Origin of the sequence: Methylobacterium mesophilicum SR1.6/6, from assembly GCF_000364445.2 — a bacterium.
GTDB lineage: Bacteria > Pseudomonadota > Alphaproteobacteria > Rhizobiales > Beijerinckiaceae > Methylobacterium > Methylobacterium mesophilicum_A.
In genome coordinates this window covers 182303-206735 of sequence record NZ_CP043538.1, presented here as the reverse complement: position 1 = coordinate 206735, position 24433 = coordinate 182303, and the positions used below count along the sequence as shown (strand labels likewise).

Sequence of the window (24433 nt, the reverse complement as noted above, 5' to 3'; positions counted from 1 at the left end):
ATGGCTCCGTTTGAAGGATGAATACGGCCTCGTAGCCGGTACCGGACATCGCGGCAGGTCGAGCGTCGGCCCCCACCGCGCGGTTATGCGACACAGATCGGGGCACAAGCAATTTTCGTGCGGTGACGGCGGCTCCCCGCAGCTTTTGGCAGGAACTTTGCCGGCCGGCCCCGCTTGACCGGCTGGTGGACCGCCGGCCGGTCCGGGACCGCACGATGAAGATCTTCCAGTGCCAGGCCTGCGACCAGCCGGTCACCTTCGAGGCGACCGCCTGCGAGAGCTGCGCGCGGCCACTGGGCTATACCTGCGCGGTCCACGAGGTCTCGGCCCTGGAGCCGCAGGGTTTCTCGGCCCATCCGCTCATGGGCGGCGCCCAGGTCTTCCACGCCTACGCGGATCCCGGCCGGCGCTACCGGCGCTGCAACAACGCCCTGTCGGAGGCCTGCAACTGGCTGGTGCCGGAGGACAGCCCCGACATCTACTGCACCGCCTGCCGCCACAACCGCGTGGTGCCGGACCTGTCGCAGGGCTGGAACCTGACCCGCTGGCGGCAGATCGAGGCGGCCAAGCACCGGCTGTTCTACTCGCTGCTGCGCCTGGAACTGCCGCTGGCAACCCGCGCCCAGTACACCGACGGCCTGGCCTTCGACTTCCTGGTCGATCCGTCCGAGAGCTTTTCCGGCGGGCCGCCGGTGCTGACGGGCCACATCAACGGCCTGATCACCATGAACATCGCCGAGGCCGACGATGTCGAGCGGGAGCGCCGCCGGATCCTGTTCGGCGAGCATTACCGCACGCTGCTCGGCCATTTCCGGCATGAGATCGGACATTACTTCTGGTATCTGCTGGTGCTGAACAGCCCCTCCTGGGAATCCTTCCGGGCGCTGTTCGGCGACGAGCGGCTGAACTACGTCCAGGCCCTGCAGGACCACTACGCCAGGGGCGCGCCGGCCGACTGGGACGAGGCCTACGTCTCGGCCTACGCCACCGCCCATCCCTGGGAGGATTTCGCCGAGACCTTCGCGCATTACCTGCACATCGTCGACACGGTCGAGACCGCCTCGACCTTCGAGCTGCACGTGCGCCCGCGCCTGCGTCAGAGGGCGCATGCGGTGCCGCAGGCGCCGACCGTGATCGACTTCGATCCCTACAACACCCTGGATCTCGACCGGTTGATCGCCGCGTGGCTGCCGCTGACCTACGCGATCAACTCGCTGTCCCACAGCATGGGCCAGCCGGCGCTCTACCCGTTCAAGCTGACGCCCGCGGTGATCGCCAAGCTCGCCTTCGTGCACGAGCGGATCTACGCCTCCCGCACCGGCACCCTGCCGGATGCCGGCGAGGCCGGGGCCGAGATGCTCCGGGCGGTGATCCTGGGCCTGCGCCAGAAGGTGGCGGCGCCGACGGTGTGAGGGCGGGGCGGCCGGTCACGTCCGCCCGTGCCGCTCCGCGAAGGCCCGGAACGCCTCGAGCGTCTCGGCGCTGACGTGGTGCTCGATCCCCTCCGCGTCCCGCCGGGCGGTCTCGGGGCTCACCCCCAGCGCGCAGAGGAAGCGCTCCACGATCCGGTGGCGCTCCCGGGCCTGGACGGCCAGCCGCCGGCCGGCCTCGGTCAGGAAAACGCCGCGATAGGGCCGCTGCTGGACGAAACCGTCCTCGCACAGGCGCTTGAGCATCTTGGCGACGGTCGGCTGCGCCACGCCGAGGCGGGCCGCGATGTCCACCTGCCGCGCCTCGCCGCCGTCGCCGATCAGGTCGTCGATCAATTCGACGTAATCCTCGACCAGCTCCGAGCGCCTCGCCTCGCGCGCCTGGCGGAAGCTCTCCACGTGCCGCTCCGGATCGACCAGCACGGTCTCCGGCGAGCCCGGCTCGGATGCGTCCTGCATCGGCTTCCCCCTCTCGGCTCGCATGCGCCGCCCCCGCCCTGTCTAGCAAACACCGGGGCCGGCAGGGGAGTCCCGTGAGAGCGGCACGCACCTCTTGCATCCGACGGGCTCAGCCGCGAATATAGCCTACGCTATATCTTTGAGGTGGGGGTGATCATGGTGGCGCCGAACGCCGCGACGGCCCCGGGCGGCGCCGCGCCCGGAGCGATGAGCCGGCGGACCGAGGGCGCCATCCGCGACGTCCTCGACGGGCGGAAGGGCGGCCGCGGCCGGTTCCTGCTGTTCGCAGGTCCGGCCGTCACGGCGTCGATCGCCTACATGGACCCCGGCAACTTCGCCACCAACATCCAGGCCGGCGCCCGCTACGGCTACGGCCTGCTCTGGGTGGTGCTGCTCGCCAACCTCACGGCGATGCTGTTCCAGGCGCTCTCGGCCAAGCTCGGGATCGTGACGGGAAAGAACCTCGCGGAGCATTGCCGGGACGCGACGACGCGGCCGGTGCGCCTCGCCCTCTGGGGCATCAGCGAGGTCGCCGCCATGGCCACCGACCTCGCGGAGTTCCTCGGCGGCGCCATCGGCCTGTCGCTGCTCACCGGCATGCCGCTGATGGCCGGCATGGGGATCACCGCGATCGTCACCTACGCGATCCTGCTCCTGGAGCATGAGGGCTTCCGGCCGCTGGAGATCGCCATCGGCGCGATGGTCGGCACGATCGGCCTCTGCTACGCGGTCGAGCTGCTGGTGGCGCCCGTGGCCTGGGGCGAGGCCGCCAAGGGCCTCGTCACCCCAAAAATTCCGGACGCGCAGGCGCTCACCATCGCGGTGGGGATCATCGGCGCCACCGTGATGCCGCACGCGCTGTTCCTGCACTCGGGCCTCACGCAGAGCCGGGGCAATCCCCGCACCGAGGCCGACCGGCGCCTGCTGGTGCGCTACTCGAACCGCGAGGTGGTGGTGGCGCTGCTGCTGGCGGGGCTCGTCAACATGGCGATGGTGATCATGGCGGCGGCGGCCTTCCATCTCGGCCACAGCGAGGTGGCGGAGATCGGCGAGGCCTACCGCACCCTGACGCCGCTGCTGGGTCCCGCCGCGGGGGCGGCCTTCCTGGTGTCGCTGCTCGCCTCCGGGATCTCCTCCTCGGTGGTGGGCACGCTTGCCGGGCAATTGGTGATGCAGGGCTTCACCGGCTGGCGCATCCCGCTCCTCGTCCGCCGGCTGGTGACGATGCTGCCGGCCTTCGTGGTGGTGGCGATCGGCGTCGACCCGACGCAGGCGCTGGTCCTGTCCCAGGTGGTACTGTCGCTCGCCCTGCCGGTGCCGATGGTGGCCCTGGTGGTGTTCACCCGGCGGCGCAGCGTGATGGGTCCCTTCGCAAACGGGCCGCTGACCCAGGCGGCCGCGGTGGCGGGGGCCGCGGTGGTGCTCGCGCTCAACATGGTGCTGCTGGCGGCGGCCTTCGGGGTGCCGGTGCCGGGACTGGAGTGAGCCCGCGCGCCCGCTGCCGGCGCGCCCGTCCTGGATCCGGACGGGCAGGAACGGGTGTTCGACAAACCGGCCTCCGCCCCCTGGCGGTTTCCGGTGACCGGGCGCAGAAGGCCTCACCGCCCGGTCGAGGAACGCCCCATGGTCGTCCAAGAAGTCGCGATCCGAACCCAGGACGGGACGTGCCCGACACACGTCGTCACGCCCGAGGGCGCCGGGCCCTGGCCCGCGGCGATCCTCTACATGGATGCCGGCGGCATCCGGCCGGGTCTGCTCGACATGGCGCGGCAGCTCGCGGCGGGCGGCTATCTCGTGCTGCTGCCGGACCTCTTCTATCGCTACGGACCGTACGAGCCATTCGTGCCCGCGGAGGTGTTCAAGGGCGACTTCCGCACCATCCTGGGGCCGCTGATGGCCACGACCGACAACGTGAAGGCGGCCGCGGATACGGGTGCTCTGCTCGCCTATCTCGATACCCGGGACGACGTCGCGGGCCGCGTGGTCGGGGCGGTGGGCTTCTGCATGGGCGGCCGCATGGCGCTGACGGCGGCCGGGACGTATCCCGAGCGTTTCGCGGCCGTGGCCAGCTTTCACGGCGGCAATCTGGCGACCGATGAGCCGGCGAGTCCCCACCGCCTCGCGCCGCAACTGAAGGCGGAGGTCTACATCGCCGCGGCCGAGAACGATCGCAGCTACCCGCCCGAGATGGCCGAGCGGCTGGAGGCGGCGCTGAGCCAGGGGGGTGTCCGGTACGGGGCGGAGACCTATCCCGCCGCGCATGGCTGGATGATGCCGGATTTTCCCGTCTACGACCCAGCCGCCGCCGCGCGCGGCTGGGACGCGATGCTCGGACTCTTCGGGCGCACGCTGCGCCGCGCGGGCTGAGCGAGCGCCCGCGCGCCGGGTCCGATCACGTCGCCCGCACCACCACCTCCACGAGGTTGGCGCCCCCCGACCGGATCCCGGCCTCGATCGCCGGGGCGATGTCGGTGGCGGCCGTCACCCGCCGGGCGGGCACCCCCATGGAGGCGGCGAGCGCCAAGAAATCGACCCGCGGGTCGGTGAGGTCCATGGCGATGAAGCGGTTGGCGCGCACCGAGGCGTAGTGCGCCTGGCCCTTCATGAACGTCTTGAGGATGTTGTACTCGGCGTTGTTGATCACCACGAAGGTGACCGGCAGCTTTTCATGCGCGGCGGTCCACAAGGCCTGCGGCGAATACATCGCGGCCCCGTCGCCCACGACACAGACCACGGGCGCGCGGTCGAGGCCCAGGGAAAAGCCCACCGCCGCCGGCATGCCCCAGCCGAGGACGCCGCCGCGCATCGCCGCGTATTGATGCGCCGAGGGGCTGTCGAGGAAGGTGCGCAGGTGGGTCAGCGTCGCGGGCGCCTCGTCCACGATGGTGGTCTCGGCCCCGACCGCGCGGGCGACCTCCCGGGCGGCGACCAGCGGCGCGATCACCGGATCCTCGAAGGCCGCGTCGGCGGCGGCGGCGAGCTTCGCCCGCCGCTCGGCCCGGACGGTCACGGCTTGGCTGCGCAGCTGCGCGAAAGCCTCGGCCCGGTCGGCGAGGCGGGGAGCCAGCAGCGGCAGCAGGGCGTCCAGCGAGGCGCGGATGTCGCCCACCGTCGACAGGCAGGTGGCGTAGGTGCGCCCGAGGTCGCGGACGTCCGCCGAGAGCTGGAACACCTGAACGCCCGGCGGCACCGCCGAGACGTCCGAGTAGAGCACGGTGATCAGAGACTTGCCGCCGAGCGCGAACACCGCGTCGTAGCGCCCGAGGATGTCGGCGATGGCGTCGGCCCGGGTCGGGAGGTTGCCGGCCCAGAGCGGGTGCGCGGTGGGGAAGGGGATGTGGGCCGGCCAGGACGAGCCGTAGACCGGCGCCGCCAGCAGGTCGGCCAGCGCCACCATCTGCGCCGAGGCGTCGGAAGCGTCGATCTCGTCGCCCGCGATCAGGGCGAGGCGGCCCGGCGCGATGGCGGCGAGCTTTTCGGCCAAGCGGTCGAGGGAGCCAGCGACCGCCCGCTGGTCGATGGTCGAGGTCTCGCCGGCCGGCACGGCGCTCATCGCCTCCATCACGTCCATGGGCAGGGACAGGAAGACCGGGCCGGAGGGGGCGGCCCCCGCATCGTGGAAGGCGCGGCGCAGCAGGATCGGGATCTGGTCCGGGCTCGTCACCTCGCGGGCCCATTTCATCACCGGGTCGGCGATGGCGACGAGGTCGCCCATCAGCAGCGGGTCGGTCAGCGCGTGGCGGAGATCCTGCTGCCCGGCGGTGACCACCAGCGGCGTGCCCGAGACCTGGGAGTTCACCAGCCCGCCCATGGCGTGGCCGAGGCCGCCCGCCGTGTGCAGGTTGAGGAAGGCGGGCCGGCGCGCGCCCTGCGCGTAGCCGTCCGCCATGGCCACCGCGGTCGCCTCCTGCAGGGCCAGGATGTAGGCGATGTCCGGCGCCTCGGTGAGGGCGTCGATCAGCGGCAGTTCGGTGGTGCCGGGATTGCCGAAGATGTAGCGCACCCCCTCCGAGCGCAGCACCTCCACCAGGAGATCGGCGCCCCGGCGGCGGCCGGCGGCCTCCACGGTCTCGATCGGCATCGTCCCAGTCTCCTCCGACGGAATCAGCCGGAGGCTAAACCAAGGGCGGTCCGGGGCAATGCCCCGGCGGCTCTACGGCCCCTGCGCGAGGCCGTCGGCGTCGAGGCTGGCGCGCAGGCTGCGGAGGCCGCAGTCCCGCTTGACCGGGTCGGCACAGAAGGCCGCGATCGTGTCCCGGCCCATGGTGGCCCGGCCCATGCCGGGCGTGGCGAGCCGGGACGGCCCGTGGACCCGAATCGGACAGGTCATCGCGACATCCGCGGCACTCACTCGCCGGCGCCGGACTCCGTGCAGGTGAGCGGGGGCTTGCCCGCCTCCGTCCACGTCACCGTGCGCCCCCGGCCGCGCAGTTCGTGGCGCGCATCCCCGTACCAGATCCCGTCCGCGTGCGGCTGGACGGGCAGGGTGAGCGAGGGACCGGCGGGCGGGTTGACGACGGCCGGCGCGTTCAGGTCGCCGGTGTCGAACGCGACCCTGAGGGTCTGCCCGGCGGGGCAGGCGAAGGCGACCCTGCGGATCGCGGACGATGCGGCCCACGCCGGAACCGCCGGAACCAGGAACCCTGCGGCGAGAAGGAGCGCAATGCCCCTGCGTGACGGCGGACGGTTCACGATGGCTCCTGCGATTCGGCTCCGGCAGCCGTCAGTTTAGGGCAGCCGGATCGCGGCGGGCAGCCTGCCGGGAGACCCGTTTGCGCGGGTCGCGTCGGCAGCCCCTGTCCCGCACGGCATCAGACCCCTGATGACGGCGCTTCCTGATGCCGAACCGACCTCCCGTCGGCGGAGCGCGCTCTAGCCCCGAAGCTCCGCCACAAAGGCTCGGATGAACGGCGGCAGCCCGTCGAGGTCGCGCAGGCACAGGGTCAGGTCGCGCTTCGCCCAGGGGTCGGCGAGGGGCACCACCGCGAGGCTCAGCCCCTGCGCGGCCCGGGCGGCCGCGCTCTCGGGCAGGACCGCCAGGCCGACCCGGGCCTCGACCAGACGGCAGACGGCGTCGAAGCCGCGCAACTGCACCCGCAGGCGCATCGGCCGGCCCTCGCGCACCGCCTGCGCGACGAGGAACCGGCTGATGGCGCTGCGCCGGTCGAGGCCGACGAGGTCGTGGCCGAGCACCTCCGCGAAGGGGATCGCCCCGCGCCCCGCCAGGGGATGGTCCCGGGCCGCCACCAGCACGAACCGGTCCTCCCGGAACGGGAAGGTCTGGAGCGAGCCGGTATCCACGGTGCCCGACAGGATGCCGAGATCGGCCACCCCCTCGGCCACCAGTCCGACGATCTCCTCGGAGGTGCGCTCGTCGATCTCGACGCCGATCCCGGGATGCCCGGCCAGGAAGGCCGAGAGCGCCTCCGGCAGGAATTCGGTCAGCGCGTTGGTGTTGGCCAGCACCCGGATCTGGCCGAAGGCCCCGCCCGAGAAGGCCGACATCTCCTCGCGCAGCCGCTCGACCCCGGCCAGGACCTCCCGGGCGTGGACGAGGAGTGCGCGCCCGGCCGGGGTCGGGCTGACGCCCTGCCGGCTCCGGGTCAGGAGCGCGGCGCCGAGGGAGTCCTCCATCAGCCGGATCCGCGTCGAGGCCGCCGCCAGGGCGAGGTTCGCCCGCGCGGCCCCGTGGGTGATCGAGCCGGCCTCGACCACGTGCCGGAACAGGCCGAGATCGACGAGATCGAACCGCATCATCGCGCAGGCGCCTCCCGACGCGCCCTCCCCGCCGGCCGGGGGCCGACCGTAGCGCCGGCCCCTTCCGGTGTCAGCGTATCCCCCCGCCGCACAGGCCCGGAAGCCGAACCGCACACGCACGGCCGGGCCGATCCTGTTCATAAGCGCTCCGACAGGCCAGAGTTGTAAATACCTTCATTCTCGGAATTGTATCCGCCGGTTGACAGCATTTCCAGTATTTTCTGGAAAAATCACGCCTTGTATTTGTAGTTATTCAGATGTATTTATGTATTGAATTTTCGACAAATCAAAGACGATTCATCATCCCTTAACTCGCGCCGAACCAACATTTTCTACGAAATTCAGAATCCTTTGTGGCGATGGCAAAGTCCCCAATCTGGTCTGTCAGCGCGATGCGGCGCGTGCCGCGGCGGGGCCGCGGCGACTCCGTCGCTCGCGGGGCCGGCCTGCCGAGTTCTTCGGCTCACCTCCAACCCGGCCCCGCGCCCCGCGCGCCCGCGATCCGGCACGAGAGCCCATGATGGACGCGCTCCTGATCGACGACAGCGCGACCATGCGCCTGCGGCTGCGCCGGCTGCTGGAAGCCGAGCCCGGCGTGAGCGTGACCGATCACGCCGAGCTGGCCACCGCCCTCGTCGAGGCGCAGATGCGCGCCTTCGATCTGGTGCTGGTCGACTGCCACACCCGCGCGCGGGACGGGATCGCCTTCATCCGGTGCCTGCGGACCATCCCGCACTACGCCCAGGTGCCCATCGTGATGATCACCGACGACAGCGCGGACGCGGTGCGGCTCGCCGCCCTGGAGGCGGGGGCGACCGACGTCCTCGACACGTCCATGCGGGGCGTCGAGCTGACCGTGCGGCTGCGCAACGTGATCCGGCTCGCCAAGGCGGTGCGGCGGCTGGCCGAGCAGGCGGCCTGGCTCGACGGCGAGGTGGAGGCGGCCCTGCGGCACATGCGGGAGCGCGAGGAGGAGATCATCTTCCGCCTGGCGCTCGCCGTCGAGTACCGCGACAACGACACGGGCGACCACACATGGCGGGTCGCCCGCTACAGCCAGATCGTCGCCGAGGCGCTCGGCCTGACGCCGGAACTCTGCCGCAACCTCTACCTCGCCGCGCCGCTGCACGATGTCGGCAAGGTCGGGATCCCGGACGGAATCCTGCTGAAGCCCGGCCGGCTCGATCCCGACGAGTTCGCCCAGATCAAGACGCACGCGGCCATCGGCCAGCGCATCCTCGGCGGCAGCGCCTCCGCGCTGATCCGGCTGGCCGCCGAGATCGCCGCCGCGCATCACGAGCGCTGGGACGGCAGCGGCTATCCGGAGGGGCTCGCCGGAGCGGACATTCCCCTTGCGGCCCGGATCGTCGCGGTGGCGGACGTGTTCGACGCCCTGACCACGCCGCGGCCCTACAAGGAGGCCCTGTCGTTCGAGGCCGCGCTGGCCTGCATCCGCGCCGAGAGCGGCCGCCACTTCGACCCGGCCTGCGTCGAGGCCTTCTGCGCGCGCTGGCCCGCCATCCAGGCCGCCGGCGGCTCGGAGCGGGCCGCGCGCCGGCCGAACGTCCGGCCGGTCACCGAGCCCTGGGCGCGGGTCCCGACCCTGCTGCGCGAGATCGCGGCCACCCCCGCACCGTCGGGGTGGTGCGTGCGCGACCCCTCTTCCCCGGTGGACCGGGATGACGGACCGGCGGAGCCGGAGTCGGCCGGGTCGCGGGCGGCGCCTCGGCCAGAGGCCCCGTCGGAGGGCGCCGGCGCGCGGAGCGGGCGGGGTGCGCGGCCCGGCGCCCGCGCGCGGATCCGTCTTGCACGGGCGGCCTCGGTCCGGACGGATGACGCGCAGCCCGTGGGGGCCTAACCTTCCGGGATGCGCATCTTCCACACGCCCGACTCAGGCCGGCACGATCCCGAGCACTACTGGCGGCGCGGCACGCCGATCCCGCATCCCGAGCAGGCCGCGCGCTACGCGATCCTGCACGACGCGGCCCGGTCCGCCGGGCACGACCTCGTGGTCCCCGGCGATCACGGCCTCGACCCGGTCCGGGCGGTGCACGATCCGGGCTACGTGGCGTTCCTGGCCGAGGCCTGGGCCCGGCGGACCGAGATGCCGGGGATCGGCGACGAGATCCTCACCGGCGTCTTCGCCCGGCCGCAGATGCACCGGAAGCCCGCGGGCCTGCTCGGGCTCACCGGCCTCTACATGGCCGACACCTCGACGCCGATCCGGGCCGGCACGTGGCCGGCGGTCTACGGCTCAGCCCAATGCGCCGTCGCGGCCGCCGACGCGGCCCTGGCGGCGGGCCACGCCTACGCCCTGTGCCGCCCGCCCGGCCACCACGCCTACGCGGAGTCGGCAGGCGGCTTCTGCTTCCTCAACAACAGCGCGATCGCGGCCGCGCGGATGCGCGCCGCGGCGGGCGGCCCGGTGGCGATCCTCGACATCGACGTCCACCACGGCAACGGCACGCAGGGGATCTTCTACGCCCACGCCGACGTGCTCACCGTCTCGGTGCACGCGGACCCGTCGGACTACTTCCCATTCTACGCGGGCTACGCCGACGAGGCCGGGGAGGGGGCCGGCCTCGGCTTCAACCGCAACCTGCCGCTGCCGCCGGGCTCGGGCGACGCGCCCTGGCTCGCCGCCGTGGAGGCGGGGCTGGCGGCGGTCGCCGCCTGCAGGCCGCGCGGGCTCGTGGTGGCGCTGGGCCTCGACGCCTCGGAGGACGACCCGATCGGCGCCCTGCGGGTGACCCGGGCGGGCTTCGCGGCGGCGGCGGAGCGGATCGCCCGGGCCGGGCTGCCCACCGCCCTGATCCAAGAGGGCGGCTACCTCTGTGCGGCCCTGCCGGAGAACCTGACGGCGTTCCTCGGCGCCTTCGAGGCGGCGCGCTGAACCGTTTCCGATTGAACGCTTCGGTCGATCCGGCCGGCTCCGTCATCGCGAGCGCAGCGAAGCGATCCAGGGCAGCGGGAGGCCGAAGAGCGTGGCGCTGCTGGATTGCTTCGCTCCGCTCACAATGACGGTGGAACCGATCTGATCAACCGGAAACGGTATGCGCCCTCACCCGGCCTTGCGCGCCACCAGCAGGATCGCGTTCGTGGGCGTCCGATTCGGCAGCTTTAGCCAGCGATCGAGCCGGGACCCGACCGCGTAGGCGAAGGCCAGGGAGGCGAGCCAGCCCCAGTTGAACCGGAAGAACCGGTCCCGGCAGCGGACCGGCGACATCTTCACCATCCAGTGCACGATCGAATCGTGCTGGTCCATGCCGATCGGGTGGACCGCCTCCGGGGTGCAGCCGATCTCCCGGGCCAACACCTCCAGGGCGTTCGGCGTCCACCATGTCAGGTGATGGGGCGGCGCGTTGATCACGAAGTTCGGCAGCGTGGTGTTGGGCGAGGGCCAGAGCGGCGTGCCCAGGAGGACGAGCCCGCCGGGCTTGACGCAGGCCGCCATCGCCCTGGCGAACCCGAGCGGATCGGACACGTGTTCGAGCACCTGGAACGCGCAGGCCACGTCGTAGACCGGGCCGACCCGCCGTCCGTGCGCCTCGACGGTCTCGTCGAGGATCGCTCCGCTCGGATCGATGGCCGCGAAGTTCGGATCGAGCCCCGTGTAGTGGGCGCGGGGCACGTAGTGGCGGAACCCGCCCTCGCCGCAGCCGACATCGAGCACGCGGGCGCCGTCCGGAACCTGCTCGGCGGCCTTCTGGAACTCGCGGCGGACCGTCGCGGTGCCGGCGAGCTTCTCGTGTGCGCTGATGTGCTTGTAGAACCCCCGGTAGAAGGCTTCGTCGCCGTCCACCGGCGGGTGGAAGAACGCGAGACCCGTGGGCGATTCCCAGAGGCGGATCGGCCCGGCCCGCATCAGCAGCGGGCCGACATCGACGCGGCCGCAGACATGCCACAGCGCCGTGAGGAAGGTGGTGTCCAGGCGCTCGATGCAGCGGATCGCCGGCGCGCCGGTGATCGGGCAGGGCGGGATGTCGACGGATTCGGACGCGGCGAGCGTGGCTGTTACGTCGGCCGATGGCATCGCTTCTCGCACGGTGACGGCCCCGCAGAGCAGGGTTCCGAATCTCGCCTAGTCGATTCGACCCAGGTCGTCAAATGCGATACTTGATCGATCGCCGTATAGACAAAGACGAACATTGATCACGCGCTGACCTACGCCGTCGACATCTGAACAGGCAATCTGGACACGACCTCGACCTTCGCCGCGTCGCCGAATGCTGCGCGACTGCGGAGCGATCCTGGACGGGGCGACGGGAAGCCCTCGTCGGTGACGGGCGTCGCGCCCGCGAGCCCATGTCGAGACAGCCCTGACGCTTGGTCCCAGGCCCGGCTCATATCGCCTAAAGACCCAGAGATTTGTGCGATTGAGCGAACTGGATGAGATCGAAAATGTTCTTCGCTCCGACCTTGGCCCGCACGTTGGAAATTTCACTGATAAGCCTTCGATACTTGATGGGGATCTTCTTCGCGATTTCGGGATACGACTTGCCCTGACCGACGAGGGAGAGGATCTGCAGCTCCCGAGCCGTCAGGCTGGCGAGCGGAGCCGGCTGGTCGCGGAGATCCAGCATCGCGACCAGCGTGGCGATCTCATGCGGAAGGTATCCGCGACCCGCCCGCACCTCCGCGAGGGCCTCCAGCAGGATCGTGATGGAGGCGTGCTTCACGACGAAGCCGCCGGCACCGACCCGCAGCGCGTGCGCCACCAGGATCGGATCGTCGTGCATGCTGAAGACCAGAATGCGCGCCGCTGGATTGGCGGTCCGTATCCGGCGGATCAGGGTGAGGCCGGAGAGGCCGTCCTCCTCGAAGTACAGATCGGTCACGACCAGACGCGGTCTCTGGCTGTAGAAGACATCGTATCCAGCGACGATATCGGCCGCTTCCAGAACCCGGCCGATGCCCAGTTTCCCGGCGATGTGGCGGAAGCCCTCGCGGACGACCGGGTGATGGTCGACGACCAGCATGGATTCCTGGCCGCGGGAGGCGGTGCGGACGGTCCTCTGCGTCCCCACCGGGAGCGCAGTCATGGCCTCCTCCCCTCGCTCCGACGCTCGTCGAGCGGCCGCACGTCATGCGCGGCGAGATCCTCCAGCGCGGCGTGATGATCGAGTCCCCGGTTGCGCGTGTTGAAGTAGTGCTGGCACATCTCGCCATAGAGGCTCTTGTGCCGACCGCGCAGGGCCGCGACCTGCCCGAGTCCCTCGATCAGGCTGCGGTAGCTTTCCGTCTTTCCGACCTCGGCGAGCATCTGGCCAAGCTGGAGGGTCCGGTTGGCGATCATGCGCGGGTCCTCGATGAACCCGGCCGACGCGGTCGTCAGCGTCGCGCGCAGGGCGCGCACCGGCGGGGCATCAGCCGGAAGCGGATGCCCCGCCTCGCGACCGGCGAGCCACCGGGCCGGGTCTGTTCCGTCCGTGGGCGCGAGCCAGGCGGGCAGCTCGGATTCCGAGGTACGGGCGACGACCGATGGGTCCGTGTTCTCGGCCTCCGTGCCGCGGTCACAGGCCGACAGCGTCAGCACGGCGAGGGCAGCGCGCAGCGCTCTCATCGGGATCGTCCCTCGGCCGCCGTCCCGGCCGCAGCTCCGGCTGCCGGCCCGGCACTGGTACCGGCCGGCGGCAGGGCGACGATCGTGCGCGGGCCCTCGGCGACCGGGATCCGCCCCATCGCGCGCTGGCTGTCGAGATCGATGACGGACACATCGTCCGAGAACCAGTTGGCGACGTAGGCGCGCGTCCCCAGCAACGCCACGCCCTCCGGATATCGGCCGACCGGCACGGTTGCGACGACCGACAGGGCGGCGGCATCGATCACCGAGACCGACGCCGCGTGCTGGTTGGTGACGAGGACGCGGGCCCCATCCCCGCTCACAGCCACGCCGTAGGGGCTCGCCCCGACCGTCACGCGCCCCAGCACGCGCGCCGCCGCGGCATCGATCACGGTGACGTCGTTGCTGCGGACATTGGCGACATAGAGCCGCTGACGGACCGGGTCGTGGGCGAGCGCGAACGGCCCGTCCCCGACCGGCAGGCTGGCGACCCGCTCCATCCGCCCGGTGTCGATGATGCCGACGGAGCGGCTCTCCCGCTCGGCGACGTAGAGGCGCCCGTCCGCGCCGAGGACGAGGCCGGCGGGGTCGCGTCCGACGTCGACCGCCGCTTCGACCGCCCCGGTCGCGGCCGAGAGGCGCGCGACCCGGTTGCCCGACCAGTCGCCGACATAGATCGCCCGCCCGTCCGGCTCGACCGCCAGTCCGAAGGCTTGGCCGGCGAAGGGCAGCCGGCGCAGCGCGCCGTCCGGCTCGACCACCGTGATCGCGTGCCCGTCCGGATGGCTGACGTAGAGGCGTCCGCCCGCATCCGCGGCCACGACGGCCGGGGCGGGCGCCACCGCCACCGCGGCCGACAGGGCCCCTGCCGCGATCCGCGAGACCCGCGCGCCCTGCTGGCTCACCACCGCCAGTTCCTGCGCCCCGGCGGATCCGAGGAACGCCGACAGGGTGGCCAGCAACGCCGCCAGCGTCGCGCCCCGGCCTATCCCCGGAGGTCCTCCGGCGGCGGTCCTGGCGGCACTCATCGCGTCGCCCCACCCTCCACCTTGGCCTTCAGGCCCTTCAGGCCGTCGGCGAAATAGCGGTTCATCGCCGCCCTGCCGGCCGCGTCCGAGAGGTTCTCGGGCGGCTCGTTGCCGGTATCGCCGCGGTAGAAGCGGCCCATCCATTCGACCTTCGACCCGTCCCCCTCCGGCGTCACGGTCACGGTCGCCGAGTAGGACGAGACCGGCAGCGCCTTCAGGTCCGGATCGGACATCCGGTAGGAATAGGTGCGCCCCTCCGCCTTCCACTCGTCGAGGCCCTCGACCAGGGTGCCGCCGGCCTTGAGGGTCACCTTGCGCACGCCGCCCTCGGAATCCCCGCCGGTCGCCTCCACGGACGCCACCCCGGGATGCCAGGAGCCGATGCCGCCGAAGGGGCCGACCACCTTCCAGACCGCATCCGGGCTCGCCCGGATCGTGATCGTCTGATCGACCTTCTGGGGGGTCGGGCCGTGGGCCAGGGCCGTGCCCGCCGCGAGGGCCAACAGGAGGGCGGGGGCGGTTGGGCGCATGGTCAGGCACTCCGGGTACGCGGGACGGGAAGGCGAAGGGGATTGCCGCGCGCGGCGAGCAGCACGCCGAGCACGAGGAGGAGGGACGCGGCGGCGAGGTACGGCCGCGGATCGATCCGTCCCGGGAGCGGCCGGGGCGTCGCCGCCGCGAACAGGGCGGTCGCGAGGCCCCCGGGCCCGTCGAGATGCGCGTAGGCGAGGCCGGTGGCCGCCGCGAGGCTCTTCAGGTAGCTCTCGCGCACCGACGAGAGGTGCTCGGTGCCGTGCGCGGCCGCCGCGCCGAACGGGGCGTTGCGCGGATTGTAGCCCTCCCGCGTCTCCGCATCCTCCGGCGGCGGCCCGAACCGGTTCTCCTGCGGCACGTCGGTCTCGGCGTAGAAGCCGCGCTCGCGGCCGCGATCGTCGAATCTGGGGATCGGCGAGAGCCCGTATCCGCCGACGCCGACGATCAGACCGCGCACCGCGCCCGGCTCCGCGTCGAAGGCCGGCCTGCGTCCGGCGGGCAGCGGCGGCGACTCCTGACCGTCCGAGATGAACAGCAGGTCGGTCCCGAGATCGGCCGCCATCGCGAGGGCCCGGTCGAGGCCGGCGGCGATGCGGCTGTCGCCTTCCCAGGCCATGCGCCAGTCCAGGGCCGCCAACGCCCCGTCGAGCGGCGTGACGTCGGCGCAGACCTCGACCGGCGTGAACAGCAGGAACGGGCGCCGCTCGGTGAACAGGCCGAGCGCCATCCGGGAGCCGCAGGGCAGGTCGGCCACGAGGCGGCGCAGGGCGGTCTTCACCGTCTCGAGGCGACTCTCGGGTTGACCGTCGCGCACGGAATCGCGGGTGTTCATCGATCCGGTGATGTCGACGATGGCGAGCACGGCGACGCCGGTGCGCGTGACCGGCAGCGGTGGCGTCACCAGCGCCACGAGCACCAGCACGAGGGCGAGGGCGAGGGCCTGGAAGCGGCGTCCGCGCAGGTTGCGCGCCACGGGTAGCCGGAGGGCCGAGGAAGGCCGTGCGGTCATCGAAGGCCGAGCAATCATGGGCCGCCCTTCGGCTGACCGGGGATATCCGTCCAGATCTGCTTCGGATCGGCTTGAAGCTCCTCGCCCGCCTTGCGTTCGAACTCCGGGTAATCCCGGATCAGGCGCGAGGCGACGTCGAGGTTGAACTTGGCGTCCCAGAAATCCGGCCGGTCGCGCAGGGCGCGGCGATAATCCTGGCGGGCGAGCGTCACCTGCGGGCCGGCCTTGTCGAGCGCGCTGCGGGTGATGAGGGTGAAGGCGTCGCGCACCCGCGCGTTGGCGACGAGATAGCGCGCCCGCGCGGCGGACTCGGGCGCCTCCGCCCGATCGAGGGCCGCCACCAGGGGCTCGGTCTCCCCGAGCCGGTCACGCTGGGCCAGGAACCGGACGCGGGCCGCCAGCACCGGGGCCGGCGCGTCCAGGGCGACGTCCGCATCGGTCCCGGCCTCAAGGGCCGCGATCGTGCCGTTCGCCCGTTCCGCCCGCCAGGCCGCGGCGCCGAAGCCGGCGGCGGCCAGCGCGAACAGGATCGGCAGCGCGAGGAGCAGGTTCGGCCGCACGCGCCCCCAGCCGCGACGCGCGGCCTGCCGAGGATCCCGGGACGCGCTCATGCGGTCTTCCTCGCGGCTTCGGGCAGCGGCTTCGCACCGGCACCCGGTCGCGCCGGTGCCGGCCGCCGGGCCAGATCCGCCTCGGCCAGGGCGGCCGCGACGAGGAGCGCGAGCCCGAATGCCGCCAGCGCGTCGCCGATCCAGGTCAGGTCCCGGCGGGGATGCACCTCCGTGTAGGGGATCGGATCCCGCTCCAGCGCCTCGATCTGCGCGATCGCGTCGGCGACCGCCTGCGGCCCCTCCGCCTCGAACGCCCGGTAGGGCACGCCGAGGCTCTTGAAGAACAGGTCGAGATGGCGCTCCGGCGCCGCCTGCGGGGTGTCCTCCCCGGCCGGCCGGTCGTGGATCGACGGGGCGCCCTTGGTGCGCAGGAACAGCCAGTACAGGTTCGGCCGCAGCTTCGCGAAGGCGGCGCGGAGCTGATCCTGCACCCGGGGATCGATCACGGCGGCGCCGTCCGAGATGAACAGCAGCACCCGGGAGCCGCCGCCCTCCGGCCCGAACTGCGACAGCGCCATGGCGAGGCCGCGGGCGACGTTGGTGTAGTCGAGGCCCGGACGGTCGATCGCCGCGATGGCGGCCCGCACCGCGTCATGGCGGTCCGTCATCGGCATCACCAGCATCGGGGCGGTCGAGAACGCGGTGACGGCGAACAGGTCGTGGCTGCGGGCCCCGACGAAGCCTGCAAGCAGGCGCCGCGAGGCGGCCGCCTTCGATTCCTCCAAACCCGAGGGCTGACGTCCGGCGAAGGTCTCGTTCATGCTGCCGGACCGGTCGATCAGCATCGACACCTGCGCGCCGATGCCGATCCGGGTGACGCGCTCGCCCAGCCGGTAGGGGCCCGCCAGCGCGACCACGAGACCGCCGACCGCCAGGATCCCGGCCGTCGTCAGGGCGCGGCTGATCCACCGGGACACGGGATCCTCCGGGACGGCGGAGACGGCCGGGATCGCGGCCCGGCGCCGGCCGGAGACCACGAGCGGGATCAGGGCGAGCGGCAGCAGCGACAAGGCCCAGGGCGCGGCTGCGCCGAAATCGGTGACCCAGCCGGCGGCCAAACCGGCGGCCCAACCGGCGAACGCGGAACCCGTACCCATCTCAGGCCGTCCGCTCGACCGCCGCGAGACGACGGAGACTCGCCTCGATCTCGGACCGGGGGCACACGGCCCGGGCGGCGGCCGGATCCCGGCCGAAGAAGGCGCGACGCGAGGCGGCGAAGAAGCGGTCGAGCGCCGCCGCCTCGCTCCGGAAGGCGGGATGCCGCGCGAGGAAGGCGGGCAGGTCATCGGCCAGCACGCGGCGCGCATCGGTCTCGTCCAGCCCGCGATGGACGAGGCGCAGGGCCTCGCGGTAGCCGCCGTCGCCGTCCCGTCCGAGGCCGCGCAGGGCCCGCGCGGCACGGGTGAAGGGACGCTTGCGGCGCCGCCCGAACCACGCCCGGTCATAGGCGAGCGCGGCCAGGGACAGGACGGCCAGGACGAGGCAGAGCAGCGAGGCCTGCTGGAGCGGTGCGGGATCGAGGCGCCGCGCCCGCCCGTCCGGGCGCAGGTACTCCGCCGGATCTTCGCGCTGGGGCGGCTGGATCTCGCGCAGGGACGCCATGCCGAGCGACCATCCCGGGATCTCGGCCCTGGCCGATGTCGTCCCGCCCGCGGCCGCGCTCTCCAGCACCACCGAGAAGCCCGGCACCGCGACCTGGCGCGTGTCGAGGGCCGCGTAGAAGGTCTGATAGGTCAGGTTCAGGCGGATCCGACCCGCACCGGTCGCCACGTCGATGGCGCGCAGGTCGAGCCAGTACGTCACCGGGCCGGGCTGCGGCAGGGACGCCCTCTGCAGGCTGAAGCCCGGATCGACGGCGATGTCGACCTGGGCGTGCAGGAGATCGCCGAGGAAGTAGCCGAACGGCCGCGGCACGCGCACTTCGATGTCGCGGACCTGCGCGCCGGCCGTCCCGGGATGGAACGGCAGCGCGATCAGGGCGAGGAGGGCGAGGGAGGCCAGCCGCATGTGATCAGGTCGCCAGGAGATGACGGCTGAGGGCGTCGGCGTCGAACCGGTCGGCGAGGACGAACGGGGTGCGGGCCCCGGCGGCGAGAGCCGCGACCCTCAGCTCCTCCCGCCGCTCGCGCTCCCGGTCGAGCCAGCGCCGCCGGAGGCTCGGCCGCAGGAACACGAGACGGCGGCCGCCGCCCTCCAGATCGTCGAGTTCGACCAGCCCCCAGGCCGGCAGGCCCGCATCCTCGGCGCTGTCGGCGAGGAGCACCGGCACGGTGTCGTGCAGGGCCAGGGCGCCGAACACCGTGCCGACCAAGGTCTCGGGCCACCGGAAGTCGGAGATGACGAAGACGAGTTTCGGCCGGCCGGTCAGCTGGCGCGCGGCGTCCAGCATCCCGGCGGCGCTGCTTCCCCGGCGGGGGACGCGCGTCAGCCGGTCGGCGGTCGCCAGCGCCGGTCCGCGCCGGCGGGTGGCCGGAAGGTAGAGGTCGGCCCGGATCGCGGCGTCGCAGCCGATCACCCCGAAGCCGTCGCCGATGCGCGTCGCCGAGGCCGCCAGGCCGGTGCAGAGGTCGCGCGCCAGCATCATCCGGTCGGCCGCCCCCCGGTAGCGCATCGAGCCCGACAGATCGACGAGGGCCCAGATCTCGACCGCGGTGCGGGCCTCGAAGCGCCGGACATGCACGCCCTCGAACGGGTCGCGCAGGGTCGCGCGCATGTCGATCCGGCGGGCATCGGGCAGGCTCAGGAACGAGACCTGATCGCGGTAGGTGCCGAGCCCGCCGGCGTCCCGCCCGCGATGGGCGCCGACGCGGCTGCCGTGCGGCCGCCAGCGCGGCAGGTAGAGGATCTCGGCGGTCGGCCGTCCGGTCGTGGGACCAGTCGCGGGGCCGGTCATGAAGCCGGTCATGAAGCCGGTCATGGGGCCGGCACCGTTTCGAAGACTGCCCGGCACAGCGCCGGAACGATCTCGGAGCGCCGAATCTCGTGGATCGGTTCGAGGAAGACCCGGTGGGCCATCACCTCGGGAAAGACCGCGCGCACATCCTCCGGCACCAGCCAGTCGCGCCCCTCCAGCCAGGCGCGGACCCGGGCGGCCCGCACGAGGAAGGCGACGCCGCGCGGCGAGGCGCCGCCCTGTATGAGCCCGCCCATATCGACGTCCGGGAGGCGGATGCCGGCCTCGGCCGGCCGCACCAGGGCCTCCCAGAGCGCGACCACGTAGGCCTCGATCTCGGGCGCCGCCTGGATCGCGTGCTGGATCGCCGCGCTGATGCCGCCGATGCCCGCGTGGTCCAGGACGCCCTCGGCCACGGTCTCGATGAGACGGTCCGTGTCGTGGAACCGCGGGTCGAAGACCAGGGCGCGCCGCGCCTCTGCGTCCCGCGGCGCCTCCATGCCGATCTCCATCAGGAACCGGTCCCGGGCGGCGGCCGGCAGCTCGAAGGTCTCCTCGCGCTCGACGCGGTTGCGGTCGGCGAAGACCTGGAGGTTCGGAAACCGGTACTCGCGGTTGAAGGCGCTGACCGTCCGCTCGGCCATGATCCGCAGGAGCAGCGCGTGGACCTGCGGACGGGCGCGGTTGATCTCGTTGAAGAAGAAGACCGACAGGTCCTCCGCCCGGCGCAGCACCGGCCCGGGCTCGACCCGGGGGCGGCCGTCCTCGGCGAGGTAGGTATGATAGACGAGGTCGGTGGGCATCATGTCCACCGTTCCCTCGACCCGCTCGTAGGCGCCGCCGAGGGCCCGGGCCACGGCCCGCAGCAGCGTGGTCTTGCCGACGCCGACATCGCCCTCCAGCATGACGTGGCCGCGGGCGAAGATGGCGATGGTCACGAGGCGGATCGCCCGCTCCTGACCGACCACGGCCTTCGCGACCTCCTCCTCGAACCGGGCGGCCGCGGCCCGCCAGTCGATCAACATCGCGTCGCCGGAGCGCGGAGTGTTCATGGGTGCTGCTCGGACGCGTGGGTCAGCACGGACGGCCGCCGAGGCGCGCCGCCCGTGCCGGAGACCGGTTACTTGGCGGAGATCTTGGCGACGTCGTACTCGAACTTGCCCGTCTTCTGGGCGTGGTCGACGCGCTGCCTGTTGCGCTCCTCCATCTGCTTGATGGAGTCGGCCTGCTTGCTGACCTCCTTCGGGTCGTGCTTCGGATCGTACTTGGATCCAGCGACCTTCTCGGGGAAGCCGGGCTTGGGCTCCCAGCAATTGCCCGGCGCCTTGCAGGTCTGCCCGTCATAGGCGACGGCCGGTGCCGCCAGGATCGTTCCTGCGGCCAGAACCGCCGCCGTGATCATCATCCGCATCGTCAGGCTCCTTCTCTCCCTGGATGGCCGGTCAGGCCGTTCGACCGCGTCCCGGGTGGGCGCAGCATCGCGCGAACGCTCACTCCGGCAGCGGCTTGCACTGTCCGGGGGCGTCCTTGGCGAAGGTCTCGCCCTCCTTGAAGGGCTTGTAGTTCTTCTTCTGGTCGTCGCTGAGCCAGGCCGCATCCTTCACGGGGCCCGTGTAGAGATGCCGGATCCACGCGATGACCTGCAGCATCTCATCGGGATTGAGGTCCTCGTTGTGCGGGCCCATCATGCCGTTGGCGCCGCCCCAGAGTGTCGAGAACAGGCCAACATCTTCGGTGTTGGCCGGGTAGGTCCAGTAATTGTCGTTCAGGCCTGGCCCGACCTTGCCCTCGGCGAGGTGCCCGTGGCAGCCCGAGCACGAGGTGAGGAACAGGCTCTCGCCGTTGCGCAGGCAGGACTTGTCGTCGATGTAGACGTTCTTGCCGGTCTGGAAGAAGGTCTGAACGGCCTTGGTATCCCGGCCGCCGGGCTTGCCCTCGCTGGTGTCCATCACCTCGCCGGTGATGGTGTTGTGGAATTGGATGCCGGTCTGTGGCCCCGCCTGCGGCTGGGCGAGCACGGCCCCGCCACAGGCGAGGGCCGCGAGGCCGAGACTGGCGATCAGCGCGAGATGAGGAATGCGATGAGACATGCGCGGTCTGCGAACTCTGGGAAATCGTGATGTGAGCGGTGCGACGCGACGCTAGTTCGTCGCCGCGACGGGCACGCCGTCCTGCTTCAGGATCGCGTCGATCTGCGGCCCGGCCTTCGCGACGGCGGCGTCGAGGGCGTCCTTCAGGGCCGGGTCGTCCTTGCGCACGCCCATCGCCTGATCGAACATCTGCGGCATGGGACGGCCGTCGCTGCTCACCGTGTCGTTCGGCACCAGCGTGATGCGCAGGGGCACGGTCGAGGCCTTGACGTAGCGCGCCACGTCCGGGGCGAAGGCCACGCCGACATCGGCCTTGTCGTTGGCGACCTCGCTGACGATCCGGGCCGGGTCGATCTGGGTGTACTGGTTGCGCGGCGAGCGGAAGTTCACGAGCGAGTAGAGGTAGGCCATGTCCTCCTCGTAGCGGCCGATATCCTTGAGCATCGCCTCGCCGGGGGAGCCGAACGGCACCACCATGTGATCGACGCTCTTGAGCCGCGGATCGGACCAGGACTTCACGTCGAGATCCTTGTCGGCGCGCGTGATGAAGACGTAGCCGCTGCGGTAATAGGGCTTCGTGGTCAGCACCCGCGGGTCGTCGCTGTCGAGGCCGACCACCACGTCGCAGATCTTCTTCTCCAGGCCGTCGCGCACGAGGTAGATCGCCGGCTTGTCGATCCAGGCGAAGGCCGGCTTCCGGCCCATCGCCTCGGCGACGGCGACGGCGATCCGGTTCTCCAGTCCCGAGCCGTCCCGCATCGAGAGCGGCGGCTGCTTGGCGGAGGCGCAGATGCGAAGGGTGGACGGATCCGCCGGCGGCGTCACCGGTGCGGCGGGCGTGGGCCGACGGTCCGCCTGCGCCTCCGATTCCTGCGCGGCGGCCGGTGCCGTCGCGAGGGCGAGGAGTGTGGCGCAGAGTCCCGCGCGCAGCATCGATCTGCTGGACAGCGGCATGGGTTCTCTTCCCTCATCTGATCTTGTTCTTCTGCGGACGCAGGTCCCGATCCGCTTCGGCGCGCTCGCTGGGGCCGAACCGGTGTCCATTTCGGCGGAGCGCGCTCCGGGACCCAGACCGGTCCGGCGCGCGGGCCGCTCGGTCGAGGGCACCGCCGGCCGGGGGCCGGCGGTGCCGATGCGCGTTACTTGGCGGCCGCCTGCTGGTACTCGCCGACGCTCGGGTCGTCGTAGGGGCCCTTGCCGTCGAGCGAGAAGACGACTACGCCGCCGCCCATCTGGGTGTAGTTGGCGAGCTTCTTGAAGGCGCCCACCGCGCCGAGGCCGGCGGTCGGGTCCTGCAGGTCGAAGACGAGGCCCACGCCCGGCCAGCCGCCGACGCCGTAGTAGATGGCGACGTACTGCGTGCCCTTGTGGCTGTAGGTGATCGGGTAGCCGATCGCCCCGGAGGGCAACTTGAACTTCCAGAGCAGGTCGCCGTTGTCGGAGTCCCGCGCCTTGATGAAGCCGTCCAGCGTCCCGTAGAGCACGATGTTCCCGGCGGTGGCGGTGGTGCCGCCCCAGACCGCGAAGCGCTCCATCTTCTCCCAGTTGAACTTGCCGGTGATGGCGTTGTAGCTCTTGATCTGGCCGAGCCCCTCGTAGTTCTGGCGGTCACCCTTCGGGCCCGGATACATGTTCAGCGTCGCGCCGACGAAGAACTGGCCCGCCCGGTAGGGCAGCATGAAGGGCTCCCAATCCATGCAGATGTGGTTGATGCCCATGAAGAAGGCCTGACGCTTCGGATCGTACGAATCGTGGCCCTGGTTGTGGTAGCCCATCGCCGAGGGGCAGATGTCCTTGGCGAGGTGGTCCATCCGCGTGCCGTATTCCGGATCGCGGACCGGGGTGCCGGACTTCAGATCGACCGACTTGAACACGTTGACGGTGTCGTCGATCTTGTTGGCCGAGACCAGCGAGCCGTCGGTCCGGTCGAGGGTGTAGACGATGCCGTTGCGGTCCGGATGGGTGAGGAGCTTCCTCATCTTCCCGTCCTTGTCCTTCTGCTCGGACAGCATCATCACGTTGACGCCGGCATAGTCCCACTCGTCGTGCGGCGTCTTCTGGTAGCCGAAATGGGCCTTGCCGGTATCGGCGTCGCGGCCGAAGATGGTCATGGTCCACTTGTTGTCGCCCGGCCGCATGGTCTCGTTCCACGGTGCCGGGTTGCCGGTGCCGAAGTAGATCATGTTCGTGCCCGGGTCGTAGGCGTACCAGCCCCAGTTGGTGCCGCCGCCGATCTTCCAGGCATCGCCCTCCCAGGTGGCCGTGCCGAGGCCCTTCTGGCCGTAATGGGCGTTCTTGACGTTGAAGTCGTCGGCGAGCAGCAGATCCTGATCCGGACCGGTGGCGTAGGCCCGCCAGACCTGGGCGCCGGTCTTCACGTCGTAGGCTGTGAGATAGCCGCGCACGCCGAGCTCGGCGCCCGAGGAGCCGATGATCACCTTGTCCTTCACCACGTAGGGGGCGATGGTCAGCGTCGAGCCGACCTTGATGTCGGAATTCTCGACCTTCCAGACCGTCTCGCCGTTCTGGGCGTTCAGGGCGGCGACGTTGCCGTCGAGCTGGGTCTTGAGGATCAGCGGCGGGGTCTTGCCGTCGCCCGGCCAGTAGGCGAGCCCGCGATTCACCAGGTCGCAGCAGGCGACCGAGCGGGCGGCCGGGTTCTGCTTCGGCTTGTCCTGCCAGAGGATATGGCCCGGATCGTCGAGGCCGATGGCGAAGGTGTTGTTCGGAAACGATGTGTGGATGTACATCTTGCCGTCGACGACGAGCGGCGCGCCCTCGTGGCCGTTGAGCAGGCCGGTGGAGAAGGTCCAGGCCGGCTTGAGCTGCTTGACGTTGTCCTTGTTGATCTGCGTCAGATCGCTGTAATTGTTCGAGTCGTAGTTCTTCCCGGGCATCACCCAGTTGTCGTCGCTCTTCGACAGCTGCTCGAGCTTGTCGTTGGCGGCCGCCATGCCGGCCATGGCGACCGGCGCCATGGCCAGGATCGCCAGGGTCGAGACTGAACGCGCGAGCCTTCTCGTCCTCATCATGCATCTCCTCACCAAGCCGCCTCGCCT

The 24433-nt window shown here is 71.4% G+C and carries 24 protein-coding genes and 1 pseudogene; 5 read left to right on the top strand and 20 right to left on the bottom strand.

Features of this window, described 5'->3' with window-relative positions:
• Nucleotides 1–215: 215 nt before the first annotated feature.
• A complete protein-coding gene (locus tag MMSR116_RS00985) occupies nt 216–1412 on the top strand; it encodes a zinc-binding metallopeptidase family protein (RefSeq protein WP_010686827.1) in 1197 nt (398 codons plus the stop codon).
• Between the two features lie 15 nt (nt 1413–1427).
• Here MMSR116_RS00985 and mntR read toward each other — a convergent pair whose 3' ends face one another.
• Nucleotides 1428–1889 (bottom strand): manganese-binding transcriptional regulator MntR, encoded by a 462-nt coding sequence (gene mntR, locus MMSR116_RS00980; protein ID WP_010686828.1) that lies wholly within the window; start codon nt 1887–1889, stop codon nt 1428–1430.
• 156 nt (nt 1890–2045) lie between these two features.
• Here mntR and MMSR116_RS00975 point away from each other — a divergent pair, with 156 nt between their 5' ends.
• Nucleotides 2046–3374 (top strand): Nramp family divalent metal transporter, encoded by a 1329-nt coding sequence (locus MMSR116_RS00975; RefSeq protein WP_010686829.1) that lies wholly within the window; start codon nt 2046–2048, stop codon nt 3372–3374.
• A gap of 138 nt (nt 3375–3512) precedes the next feature.
• The gene (locus MMSR116_RS00970; RefSeq protein ID WP_010686830.1) at nt 3513–4256 is read left to right on the top strand and encodes a dienelactone hydrolase family protein; all 744 of its coding nucleotides are present in this window, start codon (nt 3513–3515) and stop codon (nt 4254–4256) included.
• 25 nt (nt 4257–4281) lie between these two features.
• Here MMSR116_RS00970 and MMSR116_RS00965 read toward each other — a convergent pair whose 3' ends face one another.
• The 4 genes from MMSR116_RS00965 to MMSR116_RS00950 all read right to left on the bottom strand — a co-directional run bounded on the left by MMSR116_RS00965 (nt 4282) and on the right by MMSR116_RS00950 (nt 7646).
• The gene (locus tag MMSR116_RS00965; protein WP_010686831.1) at nt 4282–5970 is read right to left on the bottom strand and encodes a thiamine pyrophosphate-binding protein; all 1689 of its coding nucleotides are present in this window, start codon (nt 5968–5970) and stop codon (nt 4282–4284) included.
• A gap of 72 nt (nt 5971–6042) precedes the next feature.
• Nucleotides 6043–6219 (bottom strand): hypothetical protein, encoded by a 177-nt coding sequence (locus MMSR116_RS00960; RefSeq protein WP_010686832.1) that lies wholly within the window; start codon nt 6217–6219, stop codon nt 6043–6045.
• A gap of 17 nt (nt 6220–6236) precedes the next feature.
• Nucleotides 6237–6581 (bottom strand): MliC family protein, encoded by a 345-nt coding sequence (locus MMSR116_RS00955; protein WP_010686833.1) that lies wholly within the window; start codon nt 6579–6581, stop codon nt 6237–6239.
• A gap of 180 nt (nt 6582–6761) precedes the next feature.
• Nucleotides 6762–7646, bottom strand: coding sequence for a LysR substrate-binding domain-containing protein (locus tag MMSR116_RS00950; protein ID WP_010686834.1), 885 nt, complete (start codon nt 7644–7646; stop codon nt 6762–6764).
• A gap of 520 nt (nt 7647–8166) precedes the next feature.
• Between MMSR116_RS00950 and MMSR116_RS00945 the strand changes: the two are divergent.
• Together MMSR116_RS00945 and MMSR116_RS00940 are read left to right on the top strand one after the other, a co-directional pair.
• Nucleotides 8167–9267 (top strand): annotated as a pseudogene (locus MMSR116_RS00945) (HD-GYP domain-containing protein); the annotation flags it as partial.
• Nucleotides 9268–9513: 246 nt separating this feature from the next.
• Complete coding sequence (locus MMSR116_RS00940; protein ID WP_010686836.1) at nt 9514–10539, top strand: histone deacetylase family protein; 1026 nt, start codon at nt 9514–9516, stop codon at nt 10537–10539.
• Between the two features lie 168 nt (nt 10540–10707).
• Here the strand turns inward: MMSR116_RS00940 and MMSR116_RS00935 are convergent, their stop codons facing one another.
• From MMSR116_RS00935 to MMSR116_RS00865, 15 genes are all read right to left on the bottom strand, one after another.
• Entirely contained in the window at nt 10708–11679 is a 972-nt protein-coding gene (locus MMSR116_RS00935) for a class I SAM-dependent methyltransferase (protein ID WP_051072298.1), read from the bottom strand.
• A gap of 319 nt (nt 11680–11998) precedes the next feature.
• On the bottom strand, nt 11999–12625 hold the full coding sequence (locus MMSR116_RS00930; RefSeq protein WP_039894650.1) for a response regulator transcription factor: 627 nt from the start codon (nt 12623–12625) through the stop codon (nt 11999–12001).
• 59 nt (nt 12626–12684) lie between these two features.
• Complete coding sequence (locus MMSR116_RS00925) at nt 12685–13209, bottom strand: hypothetical protein (RefSeq protein ID WP_010686839.1); 525 nt, start codon at nt 13207–13209, stop codon at nt 12685–12687.
• Nucleotides 13206–14237, bottom strand: coding sequence for a YncE family protein (locus MMSR116_RS00920; RefSeq protein WP_010686840.1), 1032 nt, complete (start codon nt 14235–14237; stop codon nt 13206–13208). Before MMSR116_RS00920 ends, MMSR116_RS00925 begins: the two co-directional genes overlap by 4 nt.
• A complete protein-coding gene (locus MMSR116_RS00915; RefSeq protein ID WP_010686841.1) occupies nt 14234–14767 on the bottom strand; it encodes an SRPBCC family protein in 534 nt (177 codons plus the stop codon). The genes MMSR116_RS00920 and MMSR116_RS00915 overlap by 4 nt, the downstream gene beginning before the upstream one ends.
• Nucleotides 14768–14769: 2 nt before the next feature.
• A complete protein-coding gene (locus tag MMSR116_RS00910; RefSeq protein WP_039894613.1) occupies nt 14770–15780 on the bottom strand; it encodes a vWA domain-containing protein in 1011 nt (336 codons plus the stop codon).
• A 14-nt stretch (nt 15781–15794) separates the two neighbouring features.
• A complete protein-coding gene (locus tag MMSR116_RS00905; protein ID WP_010686843.1) occupies nt 15795–16391 on the bottom strand; it encodes a hypothetical protein in 597 nt (198 codons plus the stop codon).
• Complete coding sequence (locus MMSR116_RS00900) at nt 16388–17488, bottom strand: vWA domain-containing protein (protein ID WP_010686844.1); 1101 nt, start codon at nt 17486–17488, stop codon at nt 16388–16390. Before MMSR116_RS00900 ends, MMSR116_RS00905 begins: the two co-directional genes overlap by 4 nt.
• Nucleotide 17489: 1 nt before the next feature.
• Nucleotides 17490–18398 carry a hypothetical protein gene (locus MMSR116_RS00895; protein ID WP_010686845.1) on the bottom strand — a complete coding sequence of 303 codons (909 nt, stop codon included), beginning with the start codon at nt 18396–18398 and terminating at the stop codon, nt 17490–17492.
• Nucleotides 18399–18402: 4 nt separating this feature from the next.
• Nucleotides 18403–19284, bottom strand: a complete 882-nt coding sequence (locus MMSR116_RS00890) for a DUF58 domain-containing protein (protein ID WP_039894655.1) — start codon at nt 19282–19284, stop codon at nt 18403–18405.
• Between the two features lie 20 nt (nt 19285–19304).
• A complete protein-coding gene (locus MMSR116_RS00885) occupies nt 19305–20336 on the bottom strand; it encodes an AAA family ATPase (RefSeq protein ID WP_010686847.1) in 1032 nt (343 codons plus the stop codon).
• Nucleotides 20337–20404: 68 nt separating this feature from the next.
• Nucleotides 20405–20695 (bottom strand): methanol dehydrogenase [cytochrome c] subunit, encoded by a 291-nt coding sequence (locus MMSR116_RS00880; protein ID WP_010686848.1) that lies wholly within the window; start codon nt 20693–20695, stop codon nt 20405–20407.
• A gap of 79 nt (nt 20696–20774) precedes the next feature.
• A complete protein-coding gene (gene moxG, locus MMSR116_RS00875) occupies nt 20775–21374 on the bottom strand; it encodes a cytochrome c(L), periplasmic (protein WP_010686849.1) in 600 nt (199 codons plus the stop codon).
• A gap of 51 nt (nt 21375–21425) precedes the next feature.
• Complete coding sequence (moxJ, locus tag MMSR116_RS00870; protein ID WP_010686850.1) at nt 21426–22328, bottom strand: methanol oxidation system protein MoxJ; 903 nt, start codon at nt 22326–22328, stop codon at nt 21426–21428.
• A gap of 185 nt (nt 22329–22513) precedes the next feature.
• Entirely contained in the window at nt 22514–24403 is a 1890-nt protein-coding gene (locus MMSR116_RS00865; RefSeq protein ID WP_010686851.1) for a methanol/ethanol family PQQ-dependent dehydrogenase, read from the bottom strand.
• Nucleotides 24404–24433 lie beyond the last annotated feature (30 nt).